Origin of the sequence: Aeromonas sp. QDB23 (assembly GCF_027707745.1) — a bacterium.
Taxonomy (GTDB): domain Bacteria; phylum Pseudomonadota; class Gammaproteobacteria; order Enterobacterales; family Aeromonadaceae; genus Aeromonas; species Aeromonas allosaccharophila.
The window spans coordinates 86,027-106,574 of sequence record NZ_JAPCJA010000009.1 but is presented as its reverse complement, the minus strand read 5'-3'; the positions used below and the strand labels follow the sequence as shown (position 1 = coordinate 106,574).

General features: G+C 60.1%; 21 protein-coding genes. 11 read left to right on the top strand and 10 right to left on the bottom strand.

What is annotated here, in order from left to right; genetic code table 11:
- Positions 1–1,151, top strand: a protein-coding gene (locus PG888_RS06605; protein ID WP_270693017.1) for an IS3 family transposase whose coding sequence is annotated in 2 segments (ribosomal slippage) — positions 1–247 and positions 247–1,151 — 1,152 coding nt annotated over the 2 segments. Because the reading frame shifts where the segments join, the coding sequence is not laid out codon by codon here. This gene is flagged as partial in the annotation.
- A gap of 94 nt (positions 1,152–1,245) precedes the next feature.
- Here PG888_RS06605 and PG888_RS06600 read toward each other — a convergent pair.
- The gene (locus PG888_RS06600; protein ID WP_182938812.1) at positions 1,246–1,611 is read right to left on the bottom strand and encodes a YijD family membrane protein; all 366 of its coding nucleotides are present in this window, start codon (positions 1,609–1,611) and stop codon (positions 1,246–1,248) included.
- 19 nt (positions 1,612–1,630) lie between these two features.
- On the bottom strand, positions 1,631–2,251 hold the full coding sequence (gene fabR, locus PG888_RS06595; RefSeq protein ID WP_058054236.1) for an HTH-type transcriptional repressor FabR: 621 nt from the start codon (positions 2,249–2,251) through the stop codon (positions 1,631–1,633).
- Positions 2,252–2,398: 147 nt separating this feature from the next.
- Here fabR and PG888_RS06590 point away from each other — a divergent pair, with 147 nt between their 5' ends.
- Positions 2,399–3,517, top strand: coding sequence for a fatty acid desaturase (locus tag PG888_RS06590; protein ID WP_182938813.1), 1,119 nt, complete (start codon positions 2,399–2,401; stop codon positions 3,515–3,517).
- Positions 3,518–3,732: 215 nt separating this feature from the next.
- On the opposite strand, the gene PG888_RS06585 is transcribed toward PG888_RS06590, so the two are convergent.
- Positions 3,733–3,876, bottom strand: a complete 144-nt coding sequence (locus tag PG888_RS06585; protein WP_167573640.1) for a hypothetical protein — start codon at positions 3,874–3,876, stop codon at positions 3,733–3,735.
- Between the two features lie 187 nt (positions 3,877–4,063).
- On the opposite strand from PG888_RS06585, the gene PG888_RS06580 reads away from it, so the two are divergent.
- Positions 4,064–4,690 carry a lysoplasmalogenase gene (locus PG888_RS06580; RefSeq protein ID WP_042658155.1) on the top strand — a complete coding sequence of 209 codons (627 nt, stop codon included), beginning with the start codon at positions 4,064–4,066 and terminating at the stop codon, positions 4,688–4,690.
- A 78-nt stretch (positions 4,691–4,768) separates the two neighbouring features.
- On the opposite strand, the gene PG888_RS06575 is transcribed toward PG888_RS06580, so the two are convergent.
- Entirely contained in the window at positions 4,769–6,322 is a 1,554-nt protein-coding gene (locus PG888_RS06575) for a DHA2 family efflux MFS transporter permease subunit (protein WP_182938814.1), read from the bottom strand.
- Positions 6,322–7,374 (bottom strand): HlyD family secretion protein, encoded by a 1,053-nt coding sequence (locus PG888_RS06570; RefSeq protein ID WP_182938815.1) that lies wholly within the window; start codon positions 7,372–7,374, stop codon positions 6,322–6,324. Before PG888_RS06570 ends, PG888_RS06575 begins: the two co-directional genes overlap by 1 nt.
- Before the next feature lie 96 nt (positions 7,375–7,470).
- Between PG888_RS06570 and PG888_RS06565 the strand changes: the two genes are divergently transcribed.
- Together PG888_RS06565 and PG888_RS06560 are read left to right on the top strand one after the other, a co-directional pair.
- Positions 7,471–8,373, top strand: a complete 903-nt coding sequence (locus tag PG888_RS06565; RefSeq protein ID WP_042057053.1) for a LysR family transcriptional regulator — start codon at positions 7,471–7,473, stop codon at positions 8,371–8,373.
- A 9-nt stretch (positions 8,374–8,382) separates the two neighbouring features.
- The gene (locus PG888_RS06560; RefSeq protein WP_042057054.1) at positions 8,383–8,697 is read left to right on the top strand and encodes a putative signal transducing protein; all 315 of its coding nucleotides are present in this window, start codon (positions 8,383–8,385) and stop codon (positions 8,695–8,697) included.
- An 11-nt stretch (positions 8,698–8,708) separates the two neighbouring features.
- Here the strand turns inward: PG888_RS06560 and PG888_RS06555 are convergent, their stop codons facing one another.
- A complete protein-coding gene (locus tag PG888_RS06555; protein WP_139409338.1) occupies positions 8,709–9,992 on the bottom strand; it encodes a dicarboxylate/amino acid:cation symporter in 1,284 nt (427 codons plus the stop codon).
- A 209-nt stretch (positions 9,993–10,201) separates the two neighbouring features.
- Between PG888_RS06555 and PG888_RS06550 the strand changes: the two genes are divergently transcribed.
- Both PG888_RS06550 and PG888_RS06545 read left to right on the top strand, forming a co-directional pair.
- On the top strand, positions 10,202–10,447 hold the full coding sequence (locus PG888_RS06550; protein ID WP_042057059.1) for a YecH family metal-binding protein: 246 nt from the start codon (positions 10,202–10,204) through the stop codon (positions 10,445–10,447).
- 97 nt (positions 10,448–10,544) lie between these two features.
- On the top strand, positions 10,545–11,144 hold the full coding sequence (locus tag PG888_RS06545; RefSeq protein ID WP_042057060.1) for a YhgN family NAAT transporter: 600 nt from the start codon (positions 10,545–10,547) through the stop codon (positions 11,142–11,144).
- 75 nt (positions 11,145–11,219) lie between these two features.
- Here the strand turns inward: PG888_RS06545 and PG888_RS06540 are convergent, their stop codons facing one another.
- The gene (locus tag PG888_RS06540) at positions 11,220–12,188 is read right to left on the bottom strand and encodes a LysR family transcriptional regulator (protein WP_042658151.1); all 969 of its coding nucleotides are present in this window, start codon (positions 12,186–12,188) and stop codon (positions 11,220–11,222) included.
- 276 nt (positions 12,189–12,464) lie between these two features.
- On the opposite strand from PG888_RS06540, the gene tatA reads away from it, so the two are divergent.
- The 3 genes from tatA to PG888_RS06525 all read left to right on the top strand — a co-directional run bounded on the left by tatA (position 12,465) and on the right by PG888_RS06525 (position 14,596).
- Complete coding sequence (gene tatA / locus PG888_RS06535; protein ID WP_042057064.1) at positions 12,465–12,626, top strand: twin-arginine translocase TatA/TatE family subunit; 162 nt, start codon at positions 12,465–12,467, stop codon at positions 12,624–12,626.
- A 16-nt stretch (positions 12,627–12,642) separates the two neighbouring features.
- Positions 12,643–12,945, top strand: coding sequence for a YfcZ/YiiS family protein (locus PG888_RS06530; RefSeq protein WP_005339945.1), 303 nt, complete (start codon positions 12,643–12,645; stop codon positions 12,943–12,945).
- 229 nt (positions 12,946–13,174) lie between these two features.
- The gene (locus PG888_RS06525) at positions 13,175–14,596 is read left to right on the top strand and encodes a lytic transglycosylase F (protein ID WP_182938816.1); all 1,422 of its coding nucleotides are present in this window, start codon (positions 13,175–13,177) and stop codon (positions 14,594–14,596) included.
- Here PG888_RS06525 and PG888_RS06520 read toward each other — a convergent pair.
- Positions 14,574–14,750, bottom strand: a complete 177-nt coding sequence (locus PG888_RS06520) for a hypothetical protein (protein ID WP_182938817.1) — start codon at positions 14,748–14,750, stop codon at positions 14,574–14,576. The two genes, PG888_RS06525 and PG888_RS06520, sit on opposite strands and share 23 nt — an antisense overlap.
- A 73-nt stretch (positions 14,751–14,823) precedes the next feature.
- On the opposite strand from PG888_RS06520, the gene PG888_RS06515 reads away from it, so the two are divergent.
- Positions 14,824–16,077, top strand: a complete 1,254-nt coding sequence (locus PG888_RS06515) for a phospholipase D-like domain-containing protein (RefSeq protein WP_182938818.1) — start codon at positions 14,824–14,826, stop codon at positions 16,075–16,077.
- A gap of 521 nt (positions 16,078–16,598) precedes the next feature.
- Here the strand turns inward: PG888_RS06515 and PG888_RS06510 are convergent.
- Both PG888_RS06510 and PG888_RS06505 read right to left on the bottom strand, forming a co-directional pair.
- Positions 16,599–19,151: a TRAP transporter permease gene (locus PG888_RS06510; RefSeq protein ID WP_182938819.1), complete on the bottom strand. Its 2,553-nt coding sequence runs from the start codon at positions 19,149–19,151 to the stop codon at positions 16,599–16,601.
- A 103-nt stretch (positions 19,152–19,254) separates the two neighbouring features.
- Positions 19,255–20,226 carry a TAXI family TRAP transporter solute-binding subunit gene (locus PG888_RS06505; protein WP_042057072.1) on the bottom strand — a complete coding sequence of 324 codons (972 nt, stop codon included), beginning with the start codon at positions 20,224–20,226 and terminating at the stop codon, positions 19,255–19,257.
- Between the last annotated feature and the right edge of the window lie 322 nt (positions 20,227–20,548).

The following is a 20,548-nucleotide window of genomic DNA, read 5'->3' as shown; positions in this document are numbered from 1 at the left end:
CGTCGCTCATTTACTGCCGAATTCAAACTCGAAGCCGCATCCCTGGTGCTCGACCAGGGATATTCTGTCCCCGAAGCAAGCCGTTCACTGAATGTCGGTGAAACCGTACTTCGCCGCTGGGTTCAGCAACTACAATCCGAACGAACCGGCACCACTCCTATTAGCAAAGCACTGACTCCTGAGCAGCAGAAAATTCAGGAGCTGGAAGCCCGCATCCATCGGCTCGAGCGCGAAAAGGACATTCTAACAAAGGCTACGGCTCTCTTGATGACGGACGAGTTCACACGTACGCGCTGATAGACCAATTAAGAGAGCAAGCCCCCATCACCCTGGTATGCTGCGCTTTCGATGTTCCCACTTCCTGTTTTTACGACTATCTGGCTAGCAAGCGGACGATTAACCGTGAGCGGATACAGCAACGCAGCGAGTTGCGCCGGTTGTTCAAAGAGAGCCGAGGCTCGGCAGGCAGCCGCACCTTGATGTCGATGATGCGGGAGTTGGGGTATCAGATTGGTCGATTCAAAGTACGTAACCTGATGAAGGAAGCCGGGCTGGCATCCAGGCAGCTGGGCGCACACCGTTATAAGGTGGCACAGTCTGAACGACCGGATATTCCCAATCTGCTGGCCCGCGAATTTGATGTCCAGCAACCCAATCAGGTGTGGTGTGGCGATATCACTTACGTCTGGGCCGGTGGTCACTGGCATTACCTGGCCGCAGTGCTCGACCTGCATACCCGGCGGGTCGTGGGCTGGGCGATGTCTGACAAACCTGATGCAGAGTTGGTAATAAAAGCACTGGAGATGGCCTATCAGCTGCGAGGTTGCCCATCCGGTGTGCTGTTTCACTCTGACCAAGGTAGCCAATACGGCAGTCGGGCATTTCGGCAACGACTGTGGCGCTATCGCATGACCCAGAGCATGAGTCGGCGTGGTAATTGCTGGGATAACGCACCGATGGAGCGATTGTTCAGAAGCCTGAAGTCAGAGTGGCTCCCGGCAAGGGGATACATGAGCCTGCGGGAAGCAAAGCGGGATATCAGTTGTTACCTCATGGATTACTACAACTGGCGGCGTCCACATCAATACAATGACGGGATACCGCCAGCAAAAGCCGAGGTTCGGCCTAACCAAGTGTCCGGATTTAGTTGACCACTACAGTGTGTACCACAAACAAAGAGGCCTTCCCGTTGGAAAGGCCTCTTTGCTTTATCTATCAGGTGATTACCATCACTCGGTCGATTTATCAGGGCTTCTCTTTGTTGCCAATGCTCAGGCCAAGTTTGATGGAGAGGGCTGCCAGTAGCAGCAGCATCATGATCAGGGAAAAGAAGTTGCTGCCGAGCTCCGGGTATTGCACCTTGAGCAGCGCAGAGTGGCCGAAGGCACCGATAAAGAAGCAGAACAGGGTACAGATGGGGGTATTGCCCACCATGGGTTCATGGCGATAGTGCTGGAACAGCTGATAGGCCGCCAGCCAGAGGGCAATCAGCGGGAAGAAGGAGAAAGGTACGACCGAGTTGGTCAGCACGGCCAGAGAGGCGTCGCCACAGATGCCAATCAGCATCGCCATGGCGAGCGGTTTTTTCGGGATCATAAGCTGTTCAGGCATGTCGTTCTCCATCCTGTGGTCATGGGTGAGGTGCACGGCGCTTCTGGTTTTGTACCTCGGCGCCCATGGCGATCATCCGCAGTTGGCTAATGGTTCGGTCGGAGAGTGCCCGGCACTCTTCGCTGGTCATGTCGAGCGCATCGGCGCCGGCACTGAATACGATGGTGACCATGGCTTCAGCCTGGATGTAGGCATCTTCCCGTGGCGCTTCGGTGGTGGCTTCCAGATAATCGGTCAGCTCGGCGATGAAGTGCTGGATTTCGCGAGCCACCGCCTGACGAAAGGCGGCCGAGGTGCCGGAGCGCTCCCGCAGCAGCAGCCGGAAGATGTTGGGGTTGTTCTCGACAAACTCCATAAAGGTCTGCACCGAGGTGCTGATGACACTGCCGCCACCGGCAATGCGCTGGCGTGCCTGGCGCATCAGTTGGCGCAGGGTAAGACCCCCTTCGTCAACCAGGGTCAGGCCCAGCTCTTCCATGTCGCGAAAGTGGCGATAGAAAGAGGTGGGGGCAATACCCGCTTCACGAGCGACTTCCCGCAGGCTGAGATTGGAGAAACTCCGGTTGGCACACAGTTGGCTGAATGCAGCATCGATCAATGTACGCCGGGTTTTTTCTTTTTGTTGAGCGCGAATACCCACAGAATCAGTCACCTTCAGCTTATCGAGGCCAAATGATAACCCGAAGGCGCCTCAGGATCAGGTTTGTATCCTACTTTTTTACCATTGACCCTGAGGAAATCGCCATGGAAAATGGTGAACAGCTGTTCGCTGAAAGGATGCTATGAGATGGCCAGACCCCCGATTATTTTGACCAATACCCTGCTGTTCTCCCTCTCCGGGATAGTGGCGTTGATTGTCGTGCCCTGGTACGGCATGAGCCACGGTTACGATCTCTGGCAGTGGGCCAGCTTCCTGTTGTTGTTCTGCCTGAGTGGTCTCTCCATCACCGCAGGCTATCACCGACTCTGGTCGCACAAGGCCTATAAGGCGCACCCCGCTTTGCAGTGGTTGTTTGCCATCGGCGGCGCGTTGGCGCTGCAGAATTCGGCCCTGCACTGGTCGGCCGATCATCGCCGTCATCATCGCCATGTGGATGACAATGAAAAAGACCCCTATAGCGCGGGGCGCGGTTTCTGGTACTCCCACATCGGCTGGATGTTGCGGGAGCATCAGGGAGATCGCTATGGCGATTACAGCAATGTGCGGGATCTGCAGAACAACACTGTGGTCGCGTTTCAGCACCGTCACTACCTGATGCTGGTGCTGGCGACCAATCTGGGTCTGCCGCTGCTGCTTGGCCTGTGGCACGGGGATCTGCTCGGCATGCTGCTGTTGGCGGGCGTGCTGCGGATGGTGATGACTCACCACACCACCTTCTTCATCAACTCGCTGGCCCACATCTGGGGCAGTCAGCCCTATACCGACCGCAATACCGCTCGCGATAACGGCATCCTGGCCTTTTTCACTTTTGGTGAGGGGTACCACAACTTTCACCACCTGTTCGAGAATGACTACCGCAACGGCATTCACTGGTGGCAGTTCGATCCGACCAAGTGGTTGATCCGGCTCGCCTCCTGGTGTGGTCTGGCGGGGGATCTCAGATCCTCGCCGGAGGAGCGTATTGAGCAGGCCCGGCTGCTGATGCAGCTGAAGCGGGCGCAAGCCAGATTGCGCAAGCAGGAGGATCGCGAACTGTGGCAGGCACTGCTGCAGGAGGAGTACGACAAGCTGAGCCAGCAACTGCAACACTACTACGCCAGTCGCAAACGGCTGCTGGAGCTGCGCAAGCGCAAGGCGCTGGCGCGCTATGACCGCCTCAAGCTGCAACTGGAGTACCGCGCTTTGCGGGATGGCTTCATCGCAGGTAAACGCAGCTGGAGTCGCCTGCTGGCAGGCATTGCATGATGCCTTGCCGGGGTATCACACAGACTTAAAGAGAAGACCGCCTGCTGGCGGTCTTCTCTTTGGTATGCATGTTTGAACGGGCTAGTTGGTCTGGCTCTGCTGTTGTTGCAACTGATCCAGTGCTTGTTGCTCCTGCTGGCTGAGACCCAGCTGTTCGCAGGCCTGCTCAAAGCTGATCCCCGGATGGCACATCATGATATCCAATAACGGGAGGGCTAGTTGGTTTGGCTCTGCTGTTGCTGCAACTGATCCAGTGCCTGTTGCTCCTGCTGGCTGAGACCCAGCTGTTCGCAGGCCTGCTCAAAGCTGATCCCCAGATGGCACATCATAATATCGATGGCGGGCAGATAGTTTTTCATAGCTTCTTCCATGGTGATCCTCCAGACCCGTCACTTATGCCCTGAACCACTCGGGGCGGCAATTAGACTTTAGGCTTAGTCTGTCCATTTGATAAGCACCCCTGCCACTGGGGGAGGGAATTTGTTACCCTGCACCATGATAAAAACGGTTGCCGTATGACTGCGAGCAACAGGTGAGGAGCAGGGCATGTTATTGAGTTTCTTGATCATCGCTTCAGGTTGGTGGCACATCCGTGCTGCCTACGGTTCAGACAGCCGCCAGTTCTATATCAGCAAGCCGCTGACCATGCTGCTTATCATCGCGTTGGCGTTCGGCTACCAGAGTTATGACCACGACGGTTCTCACGCCTGGATCCTGCTCGGCCTCTGCCTCTCGCTGGCGGGCGATGTGCTGCTGATGCTGCCAAGCGATCGCTTCATTCAGGGGTTAGCGGCGTTTTTTGTCGCGCATCTCTGCTATATCGTCGGCTTTGCCCAGGGGCCGTTGGTGCTCAATCTGTTGGATGGTTTGCTGCTGTTGCTGATCGCCGGCATGGTCTTTGGTCTGCTGTGGGGCAAGCTGGGGGAGATGCGGATCCCGGTCTTCTGCTACATGCTGGTGATCATCGGCATGGCCTGGGTGGCCGCCGGTGCCTGGCATGCCTCTCTCACTGCCGGTTCTGCCGCCGCTCTGGTGGGGGCGCTGATGTTCCTCTTCTCCGACAGCATGCTGGCGCTCGATCGCTTCCGCCGCCCCTTTCCCCACGCTCGGGCCTGGGTCATGAGCAGCTACTTCGCCGCGCAATTCCTGATTGCGGGATCGCTGGCGGGATAATGCCTTCTGGTTGAGTACAGGTAATAGATAGCGAAAAACGGGCATTGGCCCGTTTTTCGTTTTATGCCCGGCGTTTTTTCACGCCTCTAGCGGTTCGGCATCCGCTGCCCGTGGGGCGGGGGATTTGAGCAACAGCATCAGGCCGCTGGCGATCAGCAGGAAGATCCCCATGATGTAGAACACCTGGTTATAGGCCATGATGGCCGCCTCCCGGTTGATGGTATTGGCCAGCATGGCCCGCGCTTGCTGCTGGGCAATCTCGGGGCCTGAGCCCTGCGCCATCATGCTCTGGGCCAGCTGCAGCAGATAGCTCTGCCCCTCGATACTGCTGGCGGCCAGAGTGCTGCCAATCTGCAGCACATGGGTGCGGGTATCGTTGTCGAGCAAGGTCGCGATGATGGCGATACCGAAGGCGCCGCCGAGGTTGCGCAGCACGTTGAGCAGGGTCGAGGAGGAGGGTATCTCGTCGTGGCTCAGACTGGCGGTCGCTACCAGCGACAGCGGCACCATAATGAAGGGTTGCCCCAGCGCCCGCACGATGAGCGACTGGATCAGCTGCGGCCCGGCGTAGTCGGCACTCATGTTGACGTTCATAAAGCAGCTGACGGCGAAGATCAGGAAGCCGAAGCTCACCAGATAGCGCGGGTCTATCTTGTGGGTCAGTTTGGGCACCAGCGGCAGCACCAGCAGTTGCGGCAGTCCCATCCACATCAGTACCTCGCCGATTTCCAGCGCGTTGTAGTTGTGGATCTGGGTCATGTAGAGCGGCAACACATAGATGGAACCCATCAACGCCATCCCGAGGATCAGATAGGCGAAGCAGGCCAGCGCGAAGCGCGGGTTATGCAGCAGCCGCAGATTGACCAGCGGGTGGCGGCGGATCAGCTGGCTGATGACGAAGAACACCAGCGCCACCGCCGAGATCACCGCCAGTCGCACGATGAAGCTTGAGCCGAACCAGTCCTCCCGATTGCCCTCCTCCAGTACCACCTCCAGCAAGCCGAGCCCGAGCGCCATGGTGACGATGCCGATGAGATCCACCCGCTTGATCACGGCCCAGTCCACCGGCTTTTTGTCCAGCCCGTGGGCCAGCATGGCCATCACCAGCAGTCCTGGCGGCACGTTGAGGTAGAAGATGTAGTGCCATGACATCTGTTCGGTGAGCCAACCGCCGAGGGTCGGGCCGATAGCGGGGGCGAAGGTGGCGCAGAGGCCAAACAGCGCCATGCCGGTGGCCCGCTTCTGTAGCGGCAACAGGGTGACGATGAGGGAGAAAGCCATCGGGATCAGCGCCCCGCCGGTGAAACCCTGCAGCGCCCGAAAGACGATCATGCTGGTGAGGTTCCAGCTGAACGAGCAGAGTACGGAGGCGACGATAAAGGCGCCGGTGGTCCACAGCAGGTAGCGGCGCACGCTCAGCCCCCGGCTCAACCAGCCGCTCAGGGGGATGGCGATCATCTCCGCCACCAGATAGGAGGTGGAGATCCAGGAGCTTTCGCTCAGAGTGGCCGATAGCGCCCCCTGAATATCCTTCAGGGAGGCATTGGTGATCTGGATATCGAGGATGGCCATGAAGGCGCCGATGAGGCCCCCCATGACCGCGATCCAGTTGCGACGTGGAATGGGTTCCATTAGTTGGCGGCAACCACGGGATCAGGCGTGCGGGTATCCACGATCACTTCGGTAGAGAGACCCGGCAGCAGCTTGCCAGCCAGCAGGCCCGGCTCGGGGATGCGGATCTTGACCGGCACCCGCTGCACGATTTTGGTGAAGTTTCCGGTGGCATTCTCCGGTGGCAGCAGGGCGAACTTGGCACCGGTCGCCGGGGCCAGGCTGTCGATGATCCCCTCGACCGGTTGATCCGGGTAGGCATCGAGCACCACTTCGACCTTCTGGCCCGGCTGCATATGGGCGAGCTGGGTCTCCTTGAAGTTGGCCTCGACCCACACCTGCTGCAGCGGCACCAGACTGGCGACCTGCATGCCGGACTGGACGTAGAGCCCTTCCCGCAGGCTGCGCTTGCCGATGATGCCATCGGCAGGCGCCCGCAGTTCGGTGTAGCCAAGCTCCAGCTTGGCCTGCTCCAGTTGTGCTTCGCTCAATGCCAGCTTGGCCAGGTTCTGTTTGCGCTCGGCATCCAGTACCAGCAGGCGTTCACGGGCCGCCTGCAGGGCGGCTTTGGCCTCCTGGGCTTGCGCCTGATTGACCTGCAGACCGGCACGCACCTCGTCCAGACTGTCTTGCGAGCTGTAGTGGCGCTGGTTGAGCTGGCTGATGCGGTTGACCTGCTGGCTGGCGCGCAGCTGTTCGGCATTGGCGGAGGCGACCTTGGCCTCGGCTTGCTGGATCAGGCTCAGCTGTTGGGTGCGGGTGGCAGCGAGATTTTCGGCCGTCGCCTGATTGAGATGCAGGTCGGCCTCAGCCTCGGCCACTTTGGTCTTGTATTCACGGTCATCGAGCCGGGCGATCAGCTGGCCCGCTTTGACCGGCTGGTTGTCGGTGACCAGCACTTCGCGGATATAGCCGGGCAGCTTGGAGCTGATCCCGGTCACTTCACTCTGCAGGTAGGCGTTGTCGGTGCTTTCAAAATGGCGGCCGTGAAGATACCAGTAACCGGCGAACAGCAGACCGAGCAGCGCCAATATCATGGCTGCCAGCAGGGGAATTTTTTTGTGTTGACTCATTTTTGTGATTCCTGAACTTAAGGGGCGCAGGCTAACACTGGTCAACTGTTTCGATTAGTATTGGTTCACGAGATATACAGTTTCACTGGTGCAACAATGGATCTCAATGCCGCGTTAATTCTGGTGCGTATCGTCGACAAAGGCTCGTTTACGGGAGCCGCCCGCGAGCTGGGGATGACCAAGGCGATGGTCAGCCGCCGTATCGCCGAGCTGGAACAGCGGCTCGGGGTGCGACTGCTCTATCGCTCCACCCGTCAGCTCACTTTGACCGAGGAGGGGGAGAAGTACTACCTGCACTGCAGCAAGGCGGTCGATGCCCTGACCGAAGCCGAGCTGATGCTGAGCGCCAGCCAGCAGGAGGTGACCGGCATCCTCAAACTGGCGGTGCCCATCGAGACAGGGCAACTGGTGGTCGGGCGCTTGGTCGCCAAGTTTTTGCAGGCCTATCCTGCCTTGCAGGTGGAGCTGGAGCTGACCAATCGGGTGGTGGACCCCATCAGCGAAGGGCTGGATGCGGTGGTGCGAATTGGCGACATGAGCGACTCCAATCTGGCGGCCCGCCGGCTCTGGAGCACCGGACGGCTGCTTTGTGCCAGCCCGGACTATCTGGCGCGCAGTCCGGTCATCGCGCGGCCGGAGGATCTGGTCAATCACGAGCGGGTGACGGTGAGCAGCGGGTTTCTCGCCTCTCATTGGTGCTTCGAGCTGGATGGCAGAGAGGTGCTGGTTGACCCCCCATCCCGTTTTCGGGTCAATAATATTACCTGTGCCCGAGAGGCGGCGAAGGCGGGGCTGGGGTTGGCCTCGTTACCCGCTATGCTCTGTCAGGATGAGCTGGCCAGCGGCGAGTTGGTGATCCTGCTGCCAGAGTGGCAGCAACCCAGGGTGCCCATCTACCTGCTGTTTCCGGAGCGGCGGCTGATGCCGCGCAAGTTGCGGGCATTCATCGATTTCATGATTGAGAACGGCGCCGAGTTTGGCATCGACAAGCTGTTGTAAGGGGGAGCTATGGATAACTGGATCAATCTCTATCGCGCCTCTCATACCCTGGAGGCACACGCCCTGAAAGGGGCGCTGGAGGCAGAAGGGGTGCTGGTGCGGCTCAATGGCGAGGGGCTTTCCGGCGCCCTTGGCGAACTGCCGGTCGACATGTTGCAGGTGACCCTGATGGTGCGGGCCGAGGATCGCAGCAGGGCGGGGCGGGTCATCGAGCGTTACCAGCAGCGTCAGGGTAACGGTTGGCTGTGCGGTCAGTGCGGGGAGGAGAACGGCGCCAACTTTGAGGTCTGCTGGCGCTGTCATCACGATCCCCACGACAGCTGAGTTTTCTTCCGCTAGCGCGGCGGGAACTCGATATCTTCCCCCGCGCTGGCATCATGATAGATCGCCAGATCCAGCTCGTTCTCGCTGCGGGCGATCAGCACCGACACCAGAATATCCCCCGATACATTGACCGTGGTGCGCGCCATGTCGAGGATCCGGTCAATGCCAGCAATCAGTGCCACCCCTTCCAGCGGCAAGCCCACCGCCGTCAGCGTCAGGGTCAGCAGCATCAACCCGGTGCCCGGGGTGCCAGCTGTGCCGATACTGGCCAGGGTGGCGATGCTGATGATGGTCAGGTAATCGACCATGTGCAGGTCCACCCCGAATGCCTGAGCCACGAACAGCGCAGTGACCCCCTGATAGAGGGCCGTGCCATCCATGTTGATAGTGGCGCCGATGGGCAGCACCTTGGCGGTGATGGCGGGTGAGACTCCCAGCCGCTTCTCGGCGCAGGCCAGACTGATGGGCAGGGTGGAGCTGCTGGAACTGCTGGTGAAGGCCACCGCCTGGGCATCGACGATGCTTTTGAAGTAGTGCAACGGATTGAGCCGTGCCAGCAGGAGCAGCAGGGTGCTGTAGACCCCGAGCACGTGCAGCAGGCAACCGAGGTAGACGGCGCCGATCACCTTGAGCAGCGGCAGCAGCAGATCGAGGCCGTACTTGCCGGTCATCCAGGCCATCAGGGCGCAGACACCATAAGGGGCGAGCGCCATCACCATCTGGGTCAGCTTGAACATCCCCTCGGCCAGCGAGGTGAAGAAGAGGATGGCGGGACGACCACGGCGACCGCTGGCGTTGAGGGCCACCGCCAGCGCCACCGCAAAGACGATCACTTGCAGGATCTTGCCATCTACCATCGCCTGTACCGGGTTGCTCGGCACCAGATGGCTCAGCACGCTGGCCAGGGTGGGCGGTTCCGACATGCCGATCCGCTCATAGGGGCCCATGTCGGCACCCATGCCGGGCTCCAGCAGCCAGCCCATCATCAGGCCGATGCAGATGGCGATGGCGGTCGAGCAGAAGTAGAGACAGATCGCCTTGCTGCCGATGCGATCGAGGGCCTTGCCCTTGAGCAGCGAGGTGAGACCGGCGATGACTGAGCAGAAGATAAGGGGCACCATCAGCATCTGGATGGTGTTGACGAACAAGACGCCAAGGGGCTTGAGCAGCAGGGCCTGCTGTTCAAAACCGACGCCCAGACCAATCCCTGTCAGCATGCCGATCAGGGTCTTGAGCCAGAGGGGGCGGCGGGTCCAGATCTGCCAGGGCTTGAGAGCCTCTCCATGGAACAGCATGACGCCAATATCCTTATACATTGTCTGCGATGGCCAAAAAGGGGCGCCAGTGTAGCGATCCCTGACGCGGGTTGCCACATTATCGACAAAGCGGCGGCGGTGACCACTCCCCTGGCCAGGTAATGCGCAATTTATTGGCCTATATCAAGATCCCTCCGGGCGGGGCGATATTTAATTGGCATTAAATATGTTCATTATTGAGGTGAGAGATGTCGCAATCGGTTCATGGTCACGAAGTGATGGAAATGATGCTGGCGCAAGGGGGGCAATTTACCCGTGCCAGCCTGAAACAGGCGATGGCGGAGCGGTTCGGTGCCGAGGCCCGTTTTCATACCTGCAGTGCCAGTGAGATGGATGCGGAGGCGCTGATCGACTTCCTGGCCGCTCGTGGCAAATTTATCGACTCGGCAGAGGGCTTCCAGACCCATGCCGACAAGATCTGCAACCACGGTTAACCCCCAGCGAGCGCATCTGGCGCTCGCTCAATTCTTCGCCCTTTGCTATATTTCGCCCCCTCTCTTTTCCCTATTCAGGGCGTAGCCCGGGCGTTGTATGGATACTTTTTCTGCCGCAGTCATGCTGTTTCTGATCATGGACCCGCTGGGCAACCTGCCGGTCTTCCTCTCTATCCTGCGTCATATCGATCCCAAGCGACGCCGCAAGGTGATGATCCGCGAGCTGCTCTTCTCGCTGGCCATCATGATGCTGTTCCTGTTTGTCGGTCAGCAGATCCTCGGCTTCCTCAATCTGCGGCAGGAAGCGGTCAGCATTGCCGGGGGCATCATCCTGTTCCTGATCGCCATCAAGATGATCTTCCCGAGTGAAGGGGGGGTGACCGGACTGGCGGCGGGCGAGGAGCCCTTCCTGGTGCCGATGGCGATCCCGATGATCGCCGGCCCGTCGATCCTTGCCTCTTTGATGCTGCTGGCCAATCAGGAGCCAGCCCGGATGGTGGACTGGTCGCTGGCGCTCTTCATGGCCTGGGCCGCCAGCGCGGTGATCCTGATGTTCTACGAGGTATTCAACAAGCTGTTGGGTGAGCGGGGACTCACTGCGGTGGAGCGATTAATGGGCATGCTGCTGGTGATGATCTCGGTCCAGATGCTGCTGGACGGCGTACATCACTATCTGGCGGTGACCGGTCAGGGCTGACCGGTTTACATGCCGAAATAAATGAAACGGGGCTATGCAGAGCCCCGTTTTTTGTGCCGCCGAGCAGGTGTGCCGTCACCCGTGTGTGGTCGCTGCGGGTTCCAGTTTGCTCATGATGAGGGACAGCAACAGCTCCCGCAGCCAGCGGTGGCCCGGATCCTCGCTGTGACGCTGATGCCAGATCAGCAGGTGGGAGATGCTGTCCAACCCGATGGGCAGTGGCAGTTGCAACAGCGGATAGACCTGGGTGGCGTGGCGGGCGTAGAGCTTGGAGAGGGTCACTATCATGTCGGAGTGCATCCCCATCCGCAGCGCCGCCTCGAAGGAGGGCACGGTCGCCTCGATACGTCGATAGAGATCCTGCTCCGCCAGCTTGTGATCCAGCATCCAGCGATCCCGTCCCTCGCAATAGGTCTGCACATGGGGGTAGCTGAGATAGTGATCCAGATTCCAGTTGGGCTCCCGCAGCGCGGGGTGGTGCTGCTGCACCAGACAGGTGAGATCATCGACCGCCAGCACTCGCTGACAGATGCTGTCGGGCAGGGTATCGAGCCGGTAATCGGAGCTGATGCAGTTCTCCCGCACCGCGAAGGCGATATCCACCTGCCCCTGACTCATCTCGGTCAGACTGTTCTCGGTCCACTCCTCGTAACGCAGGCGGATCCTTGGTGCCTGCCGCTTCAGCTCGCTCAGGTAGAGCGGGGCAAACAGGGTAAATGCGCTGTCCATGCTGGCGATGACGAACTCCCGCTCGGAGCTGGCGGGGTCAAACTCTGGCGGCTGGATCAGATTGTCCAGCGACAGCAGGATGGGTTGCAACTGCTGTTGCAGCGCAAGGGCACGGCCGGTGGGTTCCAGCCCGTAGGCAGAGCGGATGAAGAGGGGATCGTTAAAGGTATCGCGCAGGCGGCCGAGGGCCTTGCTGACGGCGGATTGGCTCAGATGAAGGCGGCGTGCCGCCTTGCTGCCGTTGCGCTCTTCCAGCAGTACCTGCAGGATAATCAGCAGATTGAGGTCGATGCGACCCAGTTGTTCCAGCAGCATGATATGAATCCTCTTCAATTCTAAGATGAATTTATACCATTTGTTTTCATATCTTGGCGATCTTATCCTCGAATGGTCTCAGGTTCGCATGAACCACTGGTACAGGATGTAGCGGTTGAGGGGACATGTAGCACAATCAATATGGCGACCTCAGGGTCGCCCTATTTTTTGGCTATGATTTATTTGCTCACTTGCACCTGCCTTGATTTTGCCCAACAATCCCAGCGCTCTATTTTGATACAAGTAATAGATATCTCTTTGTGAGGGAGTATCCCTATGGGACTCGGTGGAATTCATATCTGGCATATGCTGATCCTCTTGCTGGTCGTTGTGCTGGTCTTCGGCAGCAAGCGTCTTGCCGGTGCAGGTGAGGATCTGGGGACCGCCATCAAAGATTTTCGCAAGGCGATGCGTGACGACGCAAATCATCCGAAATAAGCAGTAGGAGTAGAAAATGTCTGTAGACGAGAAAGTTGAACTGAACGAAACCTGTGACAGCTGCGGCTGTTTTGCCGAGATCGGCACCATCATCGGCGAAGGCGACGATGTGATGGATCTGGTTATTGAAGCCGCGGCCGAGGCTGATGCCCGCGCCAAGCTGGCTGCCTATGAAGCACTGGCCAAACAGGTCACTGCCGAAGCTCAAGTGAGCAGCGAACTGACCCAGGGCGCCAACGGCGTGATCCTGAAAGCCCGCCTGCAATTCACCTGCACCGCCGAAAAACTGATTTTCGAAATGCGGGCCCGCTCTATCTGAGTGGTCTGATAACGCGGCAGGTTTGCCTGCCGTGTTGACCCTTCTGCTGTGGGTCGGCGTTCTATAGTTACTCTATCCCACAGACGTTTTTGCCCGGCGCGAGTCGGCCAACAGAAGGCGCAAACATCATGACGCAGCGATGGATCTCTGCCCCCAATCCCACCCTCTATCGTGATCCGTGCTGCCAATCGGCAGCAGGCGTGACGTTAGCGCAGGGGCAGCCATCGTGATGCGACGCTGGATCTGGGCTCTGCTGGCCCTTTGCTGTTTTCCCCTGCTGGCGGCTGAACTCAAGCCACTGCGTCTGCCCCAACCCGGGGATCTCGAAAGCATTCTGCAAAAACGCGAACTCAGGGCTCTGGTGGTCTATGAGCGCGGCTTCTATTTTCTCGATCGCGGCTCCCAGTACGGCATTCTGGTCAACCAGCTACAAGGGTTCGAGCGCTGGCTGAACAAGACCTATCTCGCCAAGGAGAAGGTCAAGCTCAAGGTGGTCTACATCCCGGTGCGCCAGGACAAGCTGCTGGACTATCTGGCCGAAGGGCGCGGCGATCTGGTGGCAGCGACCATGACGGTGACCCCGACCCGGCGTGAACAGGTGGCCTTCTCCCGGCCGCTCATCTCTTCCATCGAGGAGTGGGTGGTGAGCCAGAACAGCTTGCCCGCCTTCAACCGCATTACCCAGCTCTCCGGCAGGCGGGTCTGGGTGCGCGCCAGCTCCAGCTACTACGAGAGTCTGCGTCAGCTCAACTGGCTGTTTCGCGAGCTGGGGCTGCCCCCCGTCTATATCGAGACGGTGCCCGAATACCTGCAGGATGGCGATCTGCTGGAGATGGTGGCCGCCGGCATCATTCCCCTGACGGTGACCGACAGCTACAAGGGGCGGATCTGGCTGGGGGGGATGATCTCCGGCCTCAAGGCTCACAAGCTGATCCCCCTACGCAGCAACGGCACCAGCGCCTGGGCGCTACGCAAGAACAGCCCCGAGCTGCTCAAGGCGGTCAATGGCTATCTGGCGAGTGTCAGCCGCAACAGCCTCTACAGCGACATGACCCTGCGCCGGTTGCTGGTTCACAGCGATCAGATGAGCAATATCCTGGCGCCGGACCCCATGGGGCGACTGGCGACCATTCGCAAGGTGCTGGAGAAGTACGCCAATCAATACGATCTCGACTGGCTGATGCTGGCGGCGCTCGGCTACAAGGAGTCCGGCCTCAATCCCAAGGTGCGTTCGCACAAGGGGGCCGTGGGCATCATGCAACTGCTGCCTGGCACGGGGCGGGAGGTCGGTATCAACGGCGCCAGACTGACCACCCTTGAGGGCAATGTGGAAGCCGCCTGCCGCTACATGCGGTTGATCCTCGATACCTACTTCAATGATCCCGAGCTGGATCGGCTCAACCGCCACCTGTTTGCCCTCGCCGCCTACAACGCGGGGCCTAACCGGGTGCAGGCGCTGCGGGGCAAGGCCGAGAAGCTGGGGCTCGATCCCAACGTCTGGTTCGGCAACGTGGATCAGCTGGTGGCCAACGAAGTTGGGCAGGGGCCGATCAACTATGTCGGCACCATCTACAAGTACTACGTGGCCTATCGTTTCAGCCTGCCCCAGATCGAGGGCAAGGCTGCCGCTATCGAAGCGGCTCAGCCCTGAGCCGGTTGACCGGCAGGGTCGCCTGCACGGTCGGCAATTGCCAGCCACCGTCCCTGTGTTGCAAAAACCAGTGGGCGGGGCCGGTGGTCGGGATGAGATCTGGCTGGCTGAGCTGGCCCAGATAGCGCAACATCGGGGTATCATGCAGTTCCATCAGCAACTCCTTTTGAATATGTGAAGAGGCTCGCCAGCGTTATGACACCCGGCCATGACAGCAGGATGACACCATGATCCCCGGATCCTTTGCCCTGATCGACGATCCCCGGCTGGCACTCAAGGTGCGTTGCCACTGGATCCGCCATGCCTGCGAGCGGATCCAGGCGCAGTACTACAGCTGGGAGGAGGACAGCAGCGGCAAGCTGCTGCTGAGCGAGCTGCTCCATGCCGCCCGGCGTGGCGTCAAGGTGCAGCTGCTGGTGGATGATCTCTATGCCGGTGACAACCGCTTTCTGGAGATGGTGGCTCACTATCCGGGGATCGAGGTGCGGTTGTTCAACCCCTTCTGGCTGCGGGGCTGGCGCCCGCTGGCACTGTTGCTGGAGGGGCTGCTCAGCTTTCGCCGCATCAACCACCGGATGCACAACAAGCTGCTGCTGGTGGATGGCAAGCTGGCGCTGATCGGCGGGCGCAACATCGGCGATCGCTACTTCGGGATGGATCTGCAGGCCCCCTTCGTGGATCTCGATCTCGCCTGTCAGGGGGGGCTGTGCCAGCAGATGGTGCAGGGGTTCGAGCAATTCTGGCACAGCCGCTGGAGCCACCCCATCCGCCATCTGCTACGCCGCGAGTTGCTGCCCGCTGAAATTCAGGTGGTCAATGACTTCCTGTTCACCATGACGGATCCGGCGGTGGCCACGGTCTACGATCTGCCTGCGGCGCTGTTTGACGAGAGCGATGTGCCGCTGCAATGGCACGAGGGGCGGGCCGAGGTGTGGTTCGACCGTCCCGGCAAGGGGCTGATCTCCCGCCCCACCACCGCCCGTCAGCTGTGGCGCCAGCTGGCTGACAATCCCGGCTCGCTTGGGTTGGTGACTCCTTACCTCATCCTGACCCGCGGGTTTCGGCACCGTCTGGCGCGGCTGCGCCAGCAGGGGGTCGCCATCGACATTCTCACCAACTCGCTGGCCAGCACCGATGTGCCGCTGGTCTATGGCGCCTATCAGCGCTATCTCGGCTGGTTGCAGCGCCGCGGGATCCGGGTTGCCGAGTTTGATCATGGCCACGGCAGCCTGCACGCCAAGCTGATCCTGCTGGGGCAGGATCGGGCGCTGTTTGGCAGCCTCAACCTCGATCCCCGCTCGCTGTTTCTCAATACCGAGCTGATGCTGCATCTGCACTGCCCGCCGATCTGCGAGGCGCTGCGAATGTGGCTGGCTCGCTGGCAGGAGCAGGCCGAGGGATCGCCGCGCAAACCCGAGGGGTGGTCAAGGCGGCTGGTGGCCCGCCTGAGCGACTGGTTGCCGCTGCGCCGCTGGCTGTGAGGCGGCCATTTTTTGTGCGAGATCTCGCAAAGCCTTGTAAGCCATTGCAGACGACCCTTGCGGGTGAATAACCATGCTTGGATCTATCTGGCTGTTTTATAACAATTTAGTGGTGATGATAAGGCTGTTTTTTGTACTTGCATGTGAATGGAATGGGCATAAAAACGTTTTTTATTTTGTTTTTATGCGTAATATTTCAGTTGCAAGGACAAACACGGCGGCTTGTCTGCCGTGTGGACGAGGGTTGTTACGGGTTGCTGGCCAGTTGCTTCGCGGCAATGGGCGCTCACTTCAGATGGGTAGCGAACTATCGGAAAGTGAAACAGAGACCCGGCGTGGCCGGACTCCAATATGGAACATGCTATTTGCGAGGGGGTGACATGGACATGTCACCCCACTTTTTTTGGTTGCTCGCCACCGTTTAACTTTTCCATGACCGTCGCCCATCGCAAGAGCCGCAGAGGGTAAGGCAATAAAAAGAGGGCCGCACTGGCGGCCCTCGGTCTAATCTGCCCGGCGGATTAACCGGCCTTGCTGCGGCGACGCTGCAGCCAGACGATCACCCCGAACAGCAGGAAGCCCGGGATCCACATCCACTCCTTGGTCCAGCGTTCGGTCGGCGCCTTGACGGTGAGGATCTCCTGATCGAACTCCAGCCCCATGGTGGCGGCCGGGCTGCCAAAGGCGACGTTGTCGATCAGCGTCTTGCCATCCTGCTCATAGAGGCTCAGCCCCAGATTGGTCAGCCGCTCCTCGCCATCCGCCCCATCCGGTACGGCGATCAGCAGGGTGAACTTGCGCGGTTTGCCCACCGCATCTTCACCGAGGATCCGCAGCCGTAGGGTGCTCTCCGCCTCCACTTCACCCATGGTTTGGGCCAGCTGGGCAGGCGGGGTCTCGCGATAGGGGTCGTGCACCATGTCCATCCAGAAACCCGGGCGGAACAGGGTAAAGGCGACCAGTAACAGCAGCAGGCTCTCGTACCAGCGGCTCTTCACCAGGAACCAGCCCTGGGTGGCGGCGGCGAAGATCAGCATGGCGATGGTCGCCACGATGAAGATCAGCACCCCGTGGGCGAAGTCCACGTCGATCAGCAGCAGATCGGTGTTGAAGATAAACAGGAACGGCAGCGCCGCGGTACGCAGGCTGTAGTAAAACGCCGTGATCCCGGTCTTGATGGGATCGCCCTTGGAGACAGCTGCAGCCGCGAAGGAGGCCAGCCCCACCGGCGGCGTCACATCCGCCATGATGCCGAAGTAGAAGACGAACAGGTGCACCGCGATCAGCGGCACGATCAGCCCGTTTTGCTGCCCCAGCGTCACTACCACCGGTGCCAGCAGGCTGGAGACGACGATGTAGTTGGCAGTGGTGGGCAGCCCCATGCCGAGGATCAGGCTCAACAGGGCGGTGAGCAGCAGCATCAGCAGCAGGTTGCCCATGGAGAGGAACTCCACCAGATCAGCCAGCACCAGACCAACCCCGGTCTGGGAGACCGCACCCACGATAATCCCCGCGGTGGCGGTGGCAATGCCGATACCGATCATGTTGCGGGCACCGGCGACCAGCCCTTCCCGCAGATCCACCACGCCGTCCACGACGGTGCCGTAGTCGTGCTTGCCGTCCTTGCGCAGCCAGTTGAGCAGCGGGCGCTGGGTCAGCAGGATGATCACCAGCATCACGGTCCCCCAGAAGGCGGACAGCCCCGGCGAGAGGCGTTCCACCATCAGGCACCACACCAGTACCACCACCGGCAGCAGGAAGTGCAGGCCGGAGAGCAGCACGGCGCGGGTATCGGGCAACTCGGTGAGCGGCTTGTCGGGATCTTCGGCGGGCAACGGTTCATTGCTGGCGGCGATCTTCAACAGGGCCACATAGGTGGCAGCCAGCAGTACCGAGATCCCCGGCAGGGCGTAGTCACCCAGCGCAGGTTTGAGCCAGCCGAGGCCATAGTAGACCGCCAGTGACAGGCCGCTGATGAGGGCCGCGCCAAAGGCGAAGCCGGTCAGGCGGCGTAGCCAGGGTTTGGGCTGATGGTTGCCGATGGGCTGCATGCCCAGTTTCAGCGCCTCCAGATGGACGATGTAGAGCAGCGCTATGTAGGAGATGGCGGCAGGCAGGAAGGCGTGCTTGATGATCTCCACGTAGGGGATGCCCACATACTCCACCATCAGGAAGGCGGCGGCTCCCATCACAGGTGGCATGATCTGGCCGTTGACCGAGGAGGCCACTTCGACCGCCCCCGCCTTCTCTGAACTGAAGCCCACCTTCTTCATCATCGGGATGGTGAAGGTGCCGGTGGTCACCACGTTGGCAATCGACGAGCCGGAGATCAGACCGGTCAGGCCGGAGGCGACCACTGCCGCCTTGGCCGGGCCGCCGCGCAGGTGACCGAGCAGGCTGAAGGCGAGCTGGATAAAGTAGTGACCGGCACCGGCCCGCTCCAGCAGGGCGCCGAACAGCACGAACAGGAACACGAAGCTGGTGGAGACGCCAAGGGCGATGCCGAACACCCCTTCGGTGGTGATCCACTGGTGGTTGGCCAGCGCGCTGAAGCTGACCCCGCGGTGTGCCAGCAGTCCCGGCATCCAGGGGCCCGCCAGACTGTAGACCAAAAAGACGATGGCGATGACCGCCAGTGCCGGCCCCAGCGCGCGGCGCGCCGCTTCCAGCAGCAGCGGAATGCCGATGCAGGCGGTCACCAGATCGGCGGTGGTCAGGGTGCCGGGACGCAGCGCCAGCGCTTCATACATCACGAACAGGTAAGACGCGGCGCCAGCAGCAATCAGGCCGAGGGCGATATCGCCGAGGGGGACCCGATCTCGCGGCGAGGAGCGAAATGCCGGGAACACCAGAAAAGCCAGCAACAGGGCAAAAGTGAGGTGAATGGAGCGGGTTTCGGTGTCATTGAGTACGCCAAATCCCACCATGAAGGGGAGTGGTGAGGCGATCCAGAGCTGGAACAGCGACCAGGCCAGCGCCAGGGCGGTGATGATCCAGCCCAGCGGGCCCAGCGGCAGGCGAGCGCCCACATCCTGGGCGATCAGTTCCTCGGTAGAGAGTTGTTTATCTTGCATAGGGTTAACTTGTGCCAACGAGTACAACAAGAGCGACACCCGCCCCCGCAATCAGGCGGCAGACGGGTGTCGAAGAGAGTGACAAAGGCCCCGGGGCCTTCAATCAGAGCCAGCCGCGCTCTTTGTAGTAGCGGGCAGCCCCTTCATGCAGCGGTGCAGAGAGACCCACCTTGATCATGTCGGCCTCTTTCAGGTCGGCAAAGGCAGGGTGCAGGCGCTTGAAGCGATCCAGGTTGTCGAACACCGACTTGACCAGCTGATAGACCACTTCCGGATCAGTTTTGGCGCTGGTGGAGAGCACCGCTTTGCCACCGATGGAGGGGGTTGGCTTGTCGCTGCCCTTGTAGATACCGCCCGGGATCTCGGCCTTGCTGTAGTAGCTCTTCTCGGCCAGCAGTTTGTCGATGTCGGCGCCGGTCACAGGTACCAGTACCGCATCGGTGGTGGTGGAGGCTTCCTGAATGGCACCGTTCGGGTGACCCACGAAGTAGCTCATGGCGTCGATGTTGTTGTCACCGAGGGCGGAGGCCTGTTCGGCCGGTTTCAGCTCGGAGACCAGACCGAAGTCGCCCTTCTTCCAGCCTTTGACCGCCATGATCTCTTCCATGGTGTCACGCTGGCCGGAGCCCGGGTTGCCGATGTTGACGCGCTTGCCCTTCAGATCGTCGAAGCTGGCGATCTTGGCATCGCGGCGAGCCAGGATGGTGAACACCTCGCTCTGCAGGGAGAAAACGGCGCGAATGTCATCCATGGCACCTTCGGCTTGGAACGGCGGCAGCCCTTTCATCGCCTTGAACTGGTGGTCGGATTGCATGATGCCGAAGTTGAATTCGCCGCTACGGATGCCGTTGACGTTGGCAACACCGCCACCGCTGGCCGGGGCGTTGCACTTGATCTGGTGATCGGCGGCGCCGCGATTGAGGAAGCGGCAGATGGACTGGCCAGCGACATAGTAAACGCCGGTCTGACCGCCGGTGCCGATGGTCACGAAGCGCTCCTGCGCTTGTACCGGACCACCGAATGAGACACCGACCAGAGCCGCCGACAGGGCGCACGCCAAAGTTAATCCTTTCATTTTTTCTCCCTTTTCTTTGATTTTGTTTATCCGTTCCCCGGATAAATTGATGGCAACCCCGTTCTGCGCCGGGCTTGCCCACTCTTCTCGTTGCACGAAAGCGGGGGAGTTGATCACCCCTTTCCGGCAGTCACCCCATCCTGTGGTGAGGCTACCGACCTCCTGTCGGTCGAAGATAAATTGGCCCCTGAGGGGCCAAATAAAAAGTTGCAAGCACTCCGATTAAGCACATTCACCCAACATAAATCAAACGAAATGGCAAAATCACGGAGTTAAATCTTGAGAAACATGACCTCGATCATTCATTTTCTAGCCGCAGATT

What these genes read in the sequence shown, in the direction of transcription:
- PG888_RS06600 (WP_182938812.1), bottom strand. Translation starts at nt 1,611, where the DNA reads ATGCCTGAACAGCTTATGATCCCGAAAAAACCGCTCGCCATGGCGATG.
- PG888_RS06590 (WP_182938813.1), top strand. Translation starts at nt 2,399, where the DNA reads ATGGCCAGACCCCCGATTATTTTGACCAATACCCTGCTGTTCTCCCTC.
- PG888_RS06585 (WP_167573640.1), bottom strand. Translation starts at nt 3,876, where the DNA reads ATGAAAAACTATCTGCCCGCCATCGATATTATGATGTGCCATCTGGGG.
- PG888_RS06580 (WP_042658155.1), top strand. Translation starts at nt 4,064, where the DNA reads ATGTTATTGAGTTTCTTGATCATCGCTTCAGGTTGGTGGCACATCCGT.
- PG888_RS06575 (WP_182938814.1), bottom strand. Translation starts at nt 6,322, where the DNA reads ATGGAACCCATTCCACGTCGCAACTGGATCGCGGTCATGGGGGGCCTC.
- PG888_RS06570 (WP_182938815.1), bottom strand. Translation starts at nt 7,374, where the DNA reads ATGAGTCAACACAAAAAAATTCCCCTGCTGGCAGCCATGATATTGGCG.
- PG888_RS06565 (WP_042057053.1), top strand. Translation starts at nt 7,471, where the DNA reads ATGGATCTCAATGCCGCGTTAATTCTGGTGCGTATCGTCGACAAAGGC.
- PG888_RS06560 (WP_042057054.1), top strand. Translation starts at nt 8,383, where the DNA reads ATGGATAACTGGATCAATCTCTATCGCGCCTCTCATACCCTGGAGGCA.
- PG888_RS06555 (WP_139409338.1), bottom strand. Translation starts at nt 9,992, where the DNA reads ATGCTGTTCCATGGAGAGGCTCTCAAGCCCTGGCAGATCTGGACCCGC.
- PG888_RS06550 (WP_042057059.1), top strand. Translation starts at nt 10,202, where the DNA reads ATGTCGCAATCGGTTCATGGTCACGAAGTGATGGAAATGATGCTGGCG.
- PG888_RS06545 (WP_042057060.1), top strand. Translation starts at nt 10,545, where the DNA reads ATGGATACTTTTTCTGCCGCAGTCATGCTGTTTCTGATCATGGACCCG.
- PG888_RS06540 (WP_042658151.1), bottom strand. Translation starts at nt 12,188, where the DNA reads ATGCTGCTGGAACAACTGGGTCGCATCGACCTCAATCTGCTGATTATC.
- tatA (WP_042057064.1), top strand. Translation starts at nt 12,465, where the DNA reads ATGGGACTCGGTGGAATTCATATCTGGCATATGCTGATCCTCTTGCTG.
- PG888_RS06530 (WP_005339945.1), top strand. Translation starts at nt 12,643, where the DNA reads ATGTCTGTAGACGAGAAAGTTGAACTGAACGAAACCTGTGACAGCTGC.
- PG888_RS06525 (WP_182938816.1), top strand. Translation starts at nt 13,175, where the DNA reads ATGCGACGCTGGATCTGGGCTCTGCTGGCCCTTTGCTGTTTTCCCCTG.
- PG888_RS06520 (WP_182938817.1), bottom strand. Translation starts at nt 14,750, where the DNA reads ATGGAACTGCATGATACCCCGATGTTGCGCTATCTGGGCCAGCTCAGC.
- PG888_RS06515 (WP_182938818.1), top strand. Translation starts at nt 14,824, where the DNA reads ATGATCCCCGGATCCTTTGCCCTGATCGACGATCCCCGGCTGGCACTC.
- PG888_RS06510 (WP_182938819.1), bottom strand. Translation starts at nt 19,151, where the DNA reads ATGCAAGATAAACAACTCTCTACCGAGGAACTGATCGCCCAGGATGTG.
- PG888_RS06505 (WP_042057072.1), bottom strand. Translation starts at nt 20,226, where the DNA reads ATGAAAGGATTAACTTTGGCGTGCGCCCTGTCGGCGGCTCTGGTCGGT.